Source organism: Pseudomonas sp. PGPR40, assembly GCF_022014505.1.
In the GTDB taxonomy this organism is placed as follows: domain Bacteria; phylum Pseudomonadota; class Gammaproteobacteria; order Pseudomonadales; family Pseudomonadaceae; genus Aquipseudomonas.
In genome coordinates this window covers 79,209-89,550 of record NZ_JAKLSP010000032.1, presented here as the reverse complement: position 1 = coordinate 89,550, position 10,342 = coordinate 79,209, and the positions used below count along the sequence as shown (strand labels likewise).

The window sequence follows — 10,342 nt, the reverse complement described above, 5'->3', positions numbered from 1 at the left end:
AGCAAATCCTGCCTTCAGGAGCGATCGGCCTCCCCCAGAAACGCACTTGCTGTTGTATGACTCCTTGAGCGTAACCTCTCTCGTTGGAGTCAGGGACAACATACAAGGAGCGAGCTTGCTCGCGAAGGCGGTGTGTCAGGCGACATCTATGTTGACTGTGCTACCGCCTTCGCGAGCAAGCTCGCTCCTACAGGGGGGTATAGGCTGGACACAAAATGGTGAATGACACCGATTCAGCAAGCGGCGCGATTATAGAGACGTACACCGCGTAAACAAAAACACCACCCGAAGGCGGTGTCGTTGTCAGCAGGCTGTTATGAGGCAATCAACTGCCGCAACACATAATGCAAAATCCCGCCGGCCTTGAAGTATTCCACCTCATTGAGGGTATCGATGCGGCACAACACCTCGACCTTCTCCTTGCTGCCGTCTTCACGGGTGATGACCAGTGTCAGGTTCATCCGCGGAGTCAGTTCGACACCCGTCAGGCCAAGGATATCGACGGTTTCCTTGCCGGTGAGGTTCAGGCTCTTGCGGTTCTGATCCAGCTTGAACTGCAACGGCAACACGCCCATGCCCACCAGGTTGGAGCGGTGAATCCGCTCGAAGCTTTCCGCGATGACGGCTTTGACTCCCAGCAGATTGGTGCCCTTGGCCGCCCAGTCGCGGCTCGAGCCGGTGCCATATTCTTGCCCGGCAATCACCACCAGTGGCGTGCCTGATGCCTGGTAACGCATGGCTGCGTCATAGATCGGCAGCTTCTCGCCGGTTGGAATATAAATCGTGTTGCCGCCTTCTTCGCCGCCAAGCATCTCGTTGCGAATCCGGATGTTGGCGAAGGTGCCGCGCATCATCACTTCGTGGTTACCGCGACGGGAACCGTAGGAATTGAAGTCCCGCGGTTCCACCCCTTGCTCGCGCAGGTAATGGCCGGCGGGACTTTCAGTCTTGATGTTGCCGGCCGGGGAGATGTGGTCGGTGGTCACCGAGTCGCCGAGCAGCGCGAGAACCTTGGCCCCTTCGACATCCTTGACCATTGGCGGTGGGCCGCCGATGTCATCGAAGAAGGGTGGATGCTGGATATAGGTCGAATCATCCTTCCAGACATAAGTCGCCGCCTGCGGCACTTCGATTGCCTGCCACTGCGCGTCGCCGGCAAACACTTCGGCGTACTCCTTGTGGAACATCGCGGTGTTTACCTGAGTCACCGCGTCGGCGATTTCCTGGGTGCTCGGCCAAATGTCGCGCAGATAAACCGGGTTGTTGTCCTTGTCGTGACCCAATGGCTCGCTGCTGATGTCGATGCGCACTGTGCCGGCCAGCGCATAGGCGACGACCAGGGGCGGGGAGGCCAGCCAGTTGGTTTTCACCAAGGGGTGTACGCGACCTTCGAAGTTGCGGTTGCCCGAGAGCACCGAGGCAACGGTCAGGTCGGCTTTCTGGATGGCTTTTTCGATTGGCTCCGGCAATGGCCCGGAGTTGCCGATGCAGGTGGTGCAGCCATAACCGACCAGGGCGAAACCGAGTTGGTCCAGGTATTGGGTCAGGCCCGCTGCCTTATAGTAGTCGGTGACCACTTTCGAGCCGGGGGCCAGCGAACTCTTGACCCACGGTTTGCGCTTCAGGCCTTTCTCTATGGCTTTCTTCGCCACCAGCCCGGCTGCCATCATCACGCTGGGGTTGGACGTGTTGGTGCAGGAAGTGATCGCGGCAATCACCACCGCGCCGTCTTTGAGCCGATAAGTACGGCCTTCGTGGTCGTAGTCCGTTTCGCCGATCAGATCAGCGTTGCCTACCGCGACGCCACCGCCACCCTCGCTTTCGAGGCGACCTTCTTCCTTGCTGGAGGGTTTGAATTGCAGGCCGAGAAAGTCAGTGAACGCTTGCGCGACATTCGGCAGCGAGACGCGGTCCTGTGGGCGTTTCGGCCCGGCGAGGCTGGCTTCGACGCTGCCCATGTCCAGGGCCAGGCTGTCGGTGAAAAGCGGCTCCTTGCCGGGCAGGCGCCACAGGCCCTGGGTCTTGCTGTAGGCCTCCACCAGTTTTACGGTTTCTGGCGTGCGGCCGGACAGGCGCAAGTACTCCAGTGTCACATCGTCCACCGGGAAGAATCCGCAGGTGGCGCCGTATTCCGGGGCCATGTTGGCGATGGTCGCGCGGTCGGCCAGCGGCAGGTCGGCGAGGCCGTCGCCGTAGAACTCGACGAATTTGCCGACCACGCCTTTTTTGCGCAGCATCTGGGTCACCGTCAGCACCAGATCGGTGGCGGTGATGCCTTCCCTGAGCTTGCCGGTGAGTTTGAAGCCGATCACCTCCGGAATCAGCATCGACACCGGTTGGCCGAGCATTGCTGCTTCCGCTTCGATCCCGCCCACGCCCCAGCCGAGTACGCCGAGGCCGTTGATCATGGTGGTGTGGGAGTCGGTGCCGACCAAAGTGTCCGGGAAGGCATAGGTGCGACCGTCCTCGTCCTTGGTCCAGACTGTACGGCCCAGGTATTCAAGGTTGACCTGGTGGCAGATGCCGGTGCCCGGTGGCACCACGCAGAAATTGTCGAAGGCACTCTGACCCCAGCGCAGGAAGGCGTAACGCTCGTGGTTGCGCTGCATTTCGATGTCGACGTTCTGTTCGAAGGCGCTTGAACTGGCGTACTTGTCGACCATCACCGAGTGGTCGATCACCAGGTCCACCGGCGACAGCGGATTGATTCGCTGCGGGTCGCCACCGGCCTTGGCCATGGCGGCGCGCATGGCGGCCAAGTCGACCACGGCGGGGACGCCGGTAAAGTCCTGCATTAATACCCGCGCGGGCCGGTACTGGATTTCGCGATCGGAGCGACGCTCCTTGAGCCAGGCGGCAATCGCCTTGAGGTCGGCGCCGGTAACGGTTTTCTCGTCCTCCCAGCGCAGCAGGTTTTCCAGCAGTACTTTCAGCGACATCGGCAGCTTGTCGAGATCGCCCAGGCTTTTGGCGGCATCGGGCAGGCTGAAATAGTGATAGGTCTTGTCGTCGACTTGTAAGGTTTTGAGGGTTTTCAGGCTATCGAGGGACGGCATTGAAATGACTCCTTTAGGTCCGCACGGCTACGAACTGACGGGACAGACAGAGGTTTAAACCTAGTCCTCTTTATGGCTTAAGGCTAATTACTGGACTCTATGGACAAGTCCAAGGTTCCGAACTCGGCTATCATGCGCCGGTTTTCGTGACAGGCTTTGCTTCAACGCAAGTCTGGGCATCGCGCAGTGGCTGAATTCTTCGCCAACTGCCCAGGAGTAAAAATGAACACCCTCTTTATGCATTGCCGGCCGGGCTTCGAAGGCGAAGTCTGTTCCGAGATTTCCGAACATGCCGCGCGGCTGAACGTGGCCGGTTATGCCAAGGCCAAAACCGCCAGCGCCTGCGCCGAATTTATCTGCACCGAAGAAGACGGCGCCGAGCGCCTGATGCGTGGTCAGCGTTTCGCCGACCTGATCTTCCCGCGTCAGTGGGCCCGTGGGATCTTTATTGATCTGCCGGAAACCGATCGCATCAGCGTGATCCTCGCGCACATGGCGGACTTCCCGGTGTGCGGCAGCCTGTGGCTGGAAATGGTCGACACCAACGATGGCAAAGAGCTGTCGAATTTCTGCAAGAAGTTCGAAGTCCACTTGCGCAAGGCGCTGATGGCGGCCGGCAAACTGGTGGAAGACGCCCACAAGCCGCGGTTGCTGCTGACCTTCAAGAGCGGTCGCGAAGTGTTCATGGGCCTGGCCGAATCGAACAATTCGGCGATGTGGCCGATGGGCATTCCACGCTTGAAGTTTCCGCGTGAAGCACCGAGCCGTTCGACCCTCAAGCTGGAAGAAGCCTGGCACCATTTCATCCCCCGCGACCAGTGGGATGAGCGTTTGCACAGCGACATGACTGGCGTCGACCTCGGGGCTGCACCTGGCGGCTGGACTTGGCAACTGGTCAATCGCGGCATGCTGGTGACCGCCATCGACAATGGCCCGATGGCCGAAAGCCTGATGGACACCGGTTTGGTGCAGCACTTGATGGCTGATGGTTTCACCTTCAAGCCCAAGCAACCGGTGGACTGGATGGTCTGCGACATTGTCGAGAAACCGGCGCGCAACGCGGCGATGCTGGAAGAATGGATTGGCGAGGGACATTGCCGCGAAGCGGTGGTCAACCTCAAGCTGCCGATGAAGCAGCGTTATGCCGAAGTGAAGCGCTTGCTGGAACGTATTGCCGACGGGTTCAAGGCGCGGGGCATTCGAGTCGAGATCGGCTGCAAGCAGCTGTATCACGACCGTGAAGAAGTGACCTGCCATCTGCGCCGATTGGACGTGAAGAAACCCAAGTCCCGCTGACTTTGTGTACCGATCGTTCCCACGCTCTGCGTGGGAACGCCGCCGGGGACGCTCCGCGTTCCGCCTTTGGATGTGACGCAGAGCGTCACGGGATGCATTCCCATGCAGAGCGTGGGAACGATCAGCTGTCAGTGACTAGACACCCGGCAATGCGCGACAATGCCGGTAAGTTTCAGGAGTGAATCATGAGTGAAATGATCGATACGCCGGTAGACGGCACCCTCGACGCCACCGGCCTCAATTGCCCGGAACCGGTGATGATGCTGCACCAGCACATCCGTGACCTGGTGCCCGGCGGCCTGCTGAAGGTGATCGCCACCGACCCGTCGACCCGTCGCGACATTCCGAAGTTTTGCGTATTCCTCGACCACGAACTGGTCGCGCAGCATGAAGAGGCAGGTACCTACCTCTACTGGATCCGCAAGAAACTCGCTTGATTAGGCACAAAAAAAGGGCCTGCATAGCGATCCGACTTGCCGGCGAAGGCGTCCTTGAGAGCGCCTTCGCCGGCAAGCCTCAATGCCAGTCAGTTAAGCGAAACTCCTGTAGGAGCGAGCTTGCTCGCGAAAGCGGTAGGTCAGGCGACATCAATGTTGACTGTACTGCCGTCTTCGCGAGCAAGCTCGCTCCTACAGGGTCTCGCAGCTTAACTGACAGGCATTGCCGCAAGCCTGGTTCCTACGAACCCGCCGAACGACTGATGCGGATCCGCTTGCGTGCACTGCGTGTCAGGCGGATTGACAGCATCAGCGCCGCGCAACTCAAGCCGACGATCAAGCCCTGCCATAGCCCACTCGGACCGCTCGGCGTGCCGAACCAGTCGGTCAGGCCCAGGGCGTAGCCCACCGGCAAACCAATCCCCCAATAAGCGAACAGCGTCAGGATCATCGTCACCCGTGTGTCCTGATAGCCACGCAATGCGCCGGCCGCTGTCACCTGGATCGCATCGGAAAACTGGAACAGCGCCGAGTACACAATCAGCATCGCGGCCACCTGAATCACCGTCGGATCAGCGGTGTAAATCGCGGCGATGGGTTCACGCAGCCACAACATCATGCTCGCCGACAAGCAGGCGTAAGCCAGCGCAGTGCCCATGCCGACCCCGGCGGCGAAGCGTGCTTCGCGTGGTTCCTCGCGGCCGAGTGCCTGGCCGACCCGCACAGTCACGGCCATGCCGAGGGAGTAGGGGATCATGAACACCAGCGAGCTGAAGTTCAGGGCAATCTGGTGTCCCGCGACCACGGTGGCGCCGAGGCTGCCGATCAGCAGGGCGATGACCGCGAAGATACTCGACTCGGCGAACACCGCGATGCCGATCGGCAGGCCGATGCCCAGCAAGCGCTTGATCACCGCCCACTGTGGCCAGTCAAAACGGCTGAACAACTCACTCGACTGATAGGCCGGCGCCCAGCGCTCCCAGCCGGCCATGCCCAACGCCATCACCCACATCACGATCGCCGTGGCCCAGCCGCAGCCGACACCGCCCATGGCCGGTACGCCAAAGTGGCCATAGATGAAGATGTAATTGAGCGGAATGTTCAGTGCCAACCCGCACAGGCCAAGCACCATCGCCGGCCGCGTCCGTCCCAGACCATCACTGAAACAGCGCAACACATGATAGAACGCGACGGCGGGCAGGCCGCTGGCGATGCCGTGCAGATACTGCATGCACGGGCCGATCAGTTCGGGGTCGACCTTCATGATGTGCAGGATTGGTTCGGCGCTGAACAGCATGCCGGTCGCCATCAAGCCCACCACCAGTGCCAGCCATAAGGCCTGACGCACGATCGGGCCAATCTCGCTGTGCGTGCCGGCGCCGAAGCGCTGGGCGACTTTCGGGGTGGTGGCCAGCAGGGTGCCGGTCATCAGCAGAAACACCGGTACCCAGATCGAGTTGCCCAGCGCGACGGCCGCCAGATCCCGAGGCCCGACACGACCGGCCATCACCGCATCGACGAAGCCCATGGCGGTGGTCGCCAGTTGCGCGATCATGATCGGCAACGCCAGGCCGAGCAGGTTTTTCAGCTCCAGGCGAACCCGGGCCGGGCGGTTGAGGGAAATAGCGGCGGGGCGGTCAGTCACGGAATTCAAGGCGGAACGTCCAAAGAATTTTGATGCGCAAGGCGGCGCATTCTACGCCTTGACGCAGTGGTCAGGAAAAGTCCTGTGTTAGGGATTTGTAATCGGTTGCTTGAGCCTCCTGTAGGAGCGAGCTTGCTCGCGAAAGCAGTATGTCAGGCAGCCTCAACATTGATTGTGCCGCCGTCTTCGCGAGCAAGCTCGCTCCTACAGATTCCAGGTGCGCAATGCCTGCTGGCCCACCACGGTCATCTCCGCCTACACTGCCGGTCCGCCAAAGGAGCCTGCCATGCTGATTGTTGCCGACGAAAATATCCCCCTGCTCGATGCCTTCTTCGAAGGCTTCGGTGAAATTCGCCGAGTGCCGGGCCGTGCCATCGACCGCGCCACTGTCGAACAGGCCGATGTGCTGTTGGTGCGCTCGGTGACCAACGTCAATCGAGCATTGCTCGAAGGCAGCAAGGTGCGCTTTGTCGGCACGTGCACCATCGGCACCGATCACCTGGATCTGGATTACATTCAACAGGCTGGCATCACCTGGTCCAGCGCCCCAGGTTGCAATGCCCGGGGCGTGGTCGATTACGTGCTGGGCAGCCTGCTGACCCTGGCCGAAATCGAAGGTGCCGACCTGACTCAACGCACCTACGGTGTGGTCGGCGCCGGTGAAGTGGGCGGGCGGCTGGTCAAGGTTTTGCAAGGTCTGGGCTGGAACGTGCTGGTCTGCGATCCGCCACGGCAGGCCGCTGAAGGGGGCGATTACGTCAGACTCGAGCAGGTCATCGAGCAATGCGACGTCATCAGCCTGCACACTCCGCTGAACAAGCAAGGCCCTCAGTCGACGTGGCATCTGTTCGATAAAAACCGTTTGAACCAACTTAAGCCGGGCGCCTGGCTGATCAACGCCAGTCGTGGCCCGGTGATCGATAACGCCGCTCTGCGCCAGGTGCTGTTGCAACGTGAAGATCTGCAAGCGGTGCTGGATGTCTGGGAGGGTGAGCCTGAGGTCGATGTGGCATTGGCCGAATTGTGTGTGCTGGCAACGCCGCACATTGCCGGTTACAGCCTTGACGGCAGGCAGCGCGGGACGGCGCAGATCTATCAGGCACTGTGTGAGTTCCTTGGGCAACCGGCGCAGGTCAGCCTGAGCGATCTGCTGCCAGCTCCGTGGTTGTCGGCAGTGACGTTGAACGCCAATTGCGATCCGGCCTGGGCGCTGGCGATGTTGTGCCGTGGCGTATATGACCCGCGCCGTGACGATGCGGATTTCCGTCGCAGCCTTGTAGGTCATGTGAGCGAGCAGCGTGCGGCGTTCGATGCGCTGCGCAAGCATTACCCGCTGCGGCGTGAGATCGATGGGTTGCAGGTGCGGATCGAGGGGGATTCGCTGGCGTTGCAGCAGATCGTGGCGGCGTTGGGGGCTGCGATACTATAAGAAACCGAGTTGGCCCTTTCGCGAGCAAGCCCGCTCCCACATCTGTGATCTTCAGCAAACACAGGTGTTGTGTACAACAGAGGTCAAATGTGGGAGCGGGCTTGCTCGCGAATGGCGGCACCGCAATTCTTCGATAAGCACCCATAAAAAACCCGGCTAAAAGAGCCGGGTCAAGAAGACGGTGGCTATATCACTCTTGTTCGGCAGGCTTGACCAATCGCTTCTCCAGTTCGCGGCAAGCGTCCTGGATCATGTTTTCAGTGATCGGTACTTCGTGCCCATCCTTATCAATAATCGAGCAACCGAGAGACTGGTCTGGCTGCGTGCGGATCACTGGAATCTTGTCATCGCTGCTGTTTTGCAAGGACATGGCCTGTCTCCTCTTCAGGTTGTGTGCTTACTGTAGAACCGCCAGGTGACCGGGCTGTGACAACTCCTGCGATCTTCAGGTCGGCACCTTCAGTCCATCAGAAATACCCTGACGTTTCCACCCGGACTTTAGACCAATAATCTCTAGCCACTAGTCTTGGCGGTCATAATTAACCTGACTCATTATGATTTGCAGCGTTCATCCCATTGACCGGTGTAGGCTTGGTCGAGTCAAAGCCCATTGGTTACGCCATCGGATGATCTTCATGCTCTCTTCTCGTCACCGCCGCGCCATTCGTCTGGCCAGCCGTTTCCTCGCGCCTTATCGCTGGCCAGCCTTGGGCGCCTTGCTGGCGTTGATCGTCACTGCTGGCATCACCCTGTCCATGGGGCAGGGGATTCGCCTGCTGGTGGATCAGGGTTTCATGACCCAGTCGCCGCATTTGCTCAACCGATCCATCGGCGTGTTCATGCTGCTGGTGGTCGGCCTGGCGATCGGCACCTTTGCACGTTTTTACCTGGTGTCGTGGATCGGCGAGCGTGTTGTCGCGGACATCCGCCGTCGGGTGTTCAACCATCTGGTCTACCTGCATCCGGGGTTTTATGAAGACAACCGCAGCTCCGAGATCCAGTCGCGGCTGACCGCCGACACCACGCTGTTGCAATCGGTAATCGGCTCTTCGCTGTCATTGTTCCTGCGTAATGGGTTGATGGTGATCGGCGGGATTGTCTTGCTGTTTATCACTAACCCCAAACTCACCAGCATCGTGGTGGTCGCGTTGCCGCTGGTGGTCGCGCCGATCCTGATTTTTGGTCGCCGGGTGCGCACCCTGTCGCGTCTGAGTCAGGACCGAATTGCCGATATCGGCAGCTATGTCTCCGAAACCCTGAGTCAGATCAAAACCGTGCAGGCCTACAACCATCAGGTTCAGGACGAGCAGCGTTTTGCCACGACCGTGGAAGAGGCTTTCAACACCGCCCGCAAGCGCATCTTCCAGCGCGCCTGGTTGATTACCCTGGTGATCCTGCTGGTGTTGGGCGCGGTCGGGGTGATGCTCTGGGTCGGTGGCATGGATGTCATCGCCGGGCGGATTTCAGCGGGTGAATTGGCAGCGTTTGTCTTTTACAGCCTGATCGTCGGTGGTGCCTTCGGCACGTTGAGTGAAGTGATCGGCGAACTGCAGCGAGCGGCGGGGGCGGCGGAACGGATTGCCGAGTTGTTGCGTTCGGAAAACATCATCCAGCCACCAACCCAGGGCCTGGTGACTTTGCCTGAGCGGGTGAAGGGCGATCTGGTGCTGCAAGATGTGCGCTTTTCCTACCCGTCGCGTCCGCAAAGTTATGCCGTCGATGGGTTGAATCTGACGATTAACGCTGGCGAAACCCTGGCATTGGTCGGGCCGTCCGGTGCAGGTAAGTCAACGGTGTATGACCTGCTGCTGCGGTTTTACGACCCCGCCCAAGGACGCATCCTGTTGGACGGTGTGCCGCTGACTCAACTCGACCCACTGGACCTGCGCCGCTGTTTCGCCCTCGTCTCACAAACCCCGGCGCTGTTCTACGGCAGTATCGAAGAGAACATTCGCTACGGCCACCCGACGGCAACATTGGCCCAAGTCCAGGAAGCAGCGAAAATCGCCTACGCCCACGACTTCATCGAGCAAATGCCCAACGGCTACCAGACTCACCTCGGCGACGCGGGTCTCGGTTTGTCCGGCGGGCAACGCCAGCGCCTGGCCATCGCCCGAGCGCTGCTGGTAGATGCACCGATCCTGCTACTGGACGAAGCCACCAGCGCCCTCGACGCCCAGAGCGAACACCTGATCCAGCAAGCCCTGCCCAGCCTGATGAAAAATCGCACTACGCTGGTCATCGCCCACCGATTGGCCACAGTGAAAAACGCCGACAGAATCGCAGTGATGGACCAAGGGAAACTGGTGGCGGTGGGGACGCATCAGGAGCTGATTGCGAGTAATGCTTTGTATGCACGGCTGGCGGCGTTGCAGTTCAATGACGGCAAAGCCGAAGCCGATCTGCGAGTGTAGGAGTTGCCGGTTTGGACGATCTTTTTGATTCCATCAAAGATCGAAAACGGCCACGAGGTTTAAAT

At 60.0% G+C, this 10,342-nt stretch carries 7 protein-coding genes; 4 read left to right on the top strand and 3 right to left on the bottom strand.

All coding sequences use genetic code 11. The annotated features are described in order from the left end of the window. Positions 1 to 314 precede the first annotated feature (314 nt). A complete protein-coding gene (gene acnA, locus MEB48_RS24195; RefSeq protein ID WP_237886352.1) occupies positions 315 to 3,056 on the bottom strand; it encodes an aconitate hydratase AcnA in 2,742 nt (913 codons plus the stop codon). 222 nt (positions 3,057 to 3,278) lie between these two features. Here acnA and rlmM point away from each other — a divergent pair, with 222 nt between their 5' ends. After that, the gene (rlmM, locus tag MEB48_RS24190) at positions 3,279 to 4,352 is read left to right on the top strand and encodes a 23S rRNA (cytidine(2498)-2'-O)-methyltransferase RlmM (RefSeq protein WP_095052035.1); all 1,074 of its coding nucleotides are present in this window, start codon (positions 3,279 to 3,281) and stop codon (positions 4,350 to 4,352) included. A gap of 185 nt (positions 4,353 to 4,537) precedes the next feature. After that, positions 4,538 to 4,789: a sulfurtransferase TusA gene (gene tusA / locus MEB48_RS24185; RefSeq protein ID WP_007907805.1), complete on the top strand. Its 252-nt coding sequence runs from the start codon at positions 4,538 to 4,540 to the stop codon at positions 4,787 to 4,789. 241 nt (positions 4,790 to 5,030) lie between these two features. Here the strand turns inward: tusA and MEB48_RS24180 are convergent, their stop codons facing one another. Next, a complete protein-coding gene (locus MEB48_RS24180; protein WP_237886351.1) occupies positions 5,031 to 6,443 on the bottom strand; it encodes an MATE family efflux transporter in 1,413 nt (470 codons plus the stop codon). 277 nt (positions 6,444 to 6,720) lie between these two features. Here MEB48_RS24180 and pdxB point away from each other — a divergent pair, with 277 nt between their 5' ends. Next, on the top strand, positions 6,721 to 7,863 hold the full coding sequence (pdxB, locus tag MEB48_RS24175) for a 4-phosphoerythronate dehydrogenase PdxB (protein WP_237886350.1): 1,143 nt from the start codon (positions 6,721 to 6,723) through the stop codon (positions 7,861 to 7,863). 190 nt (positions 7,864 to 8,053) lie between these two features. Here pdxB and MEB48_RS24170 read toward each other — a convergent pair whose 3' ends face one another. Next, on the bottom strand, positions 8,054 to 8,233 hold the full coding sequence (locus tag MEB48_RS24170; RefSeq protein WP_007907798.1) for a PA1571 family protein: 180 nt from the start codon (positions 8,231 to 8,233) through the stop codon (positions 8,054 to 8,056). Between the two features lie 265 nt (positions 8,234 to 8,498). On the opposite strand from MEB48_RS24170, the gene MEB48_RS24165 reads away from it, so the two are divergent. Then, positions 8,499 to 10,277, top strand: a complete 1,779-nt coding sequence (locus tag MEB48_RS24165) for an ABC transporter transmembrane domain-containing protein (RefSeq protein ID WP_442969120.1) — start codon at positions 8,499 to 8,501, stop codon at positions 10,275 to 10,277. Positions 10,278 to 10,342 lie beyond the last annotated feature (65 nt).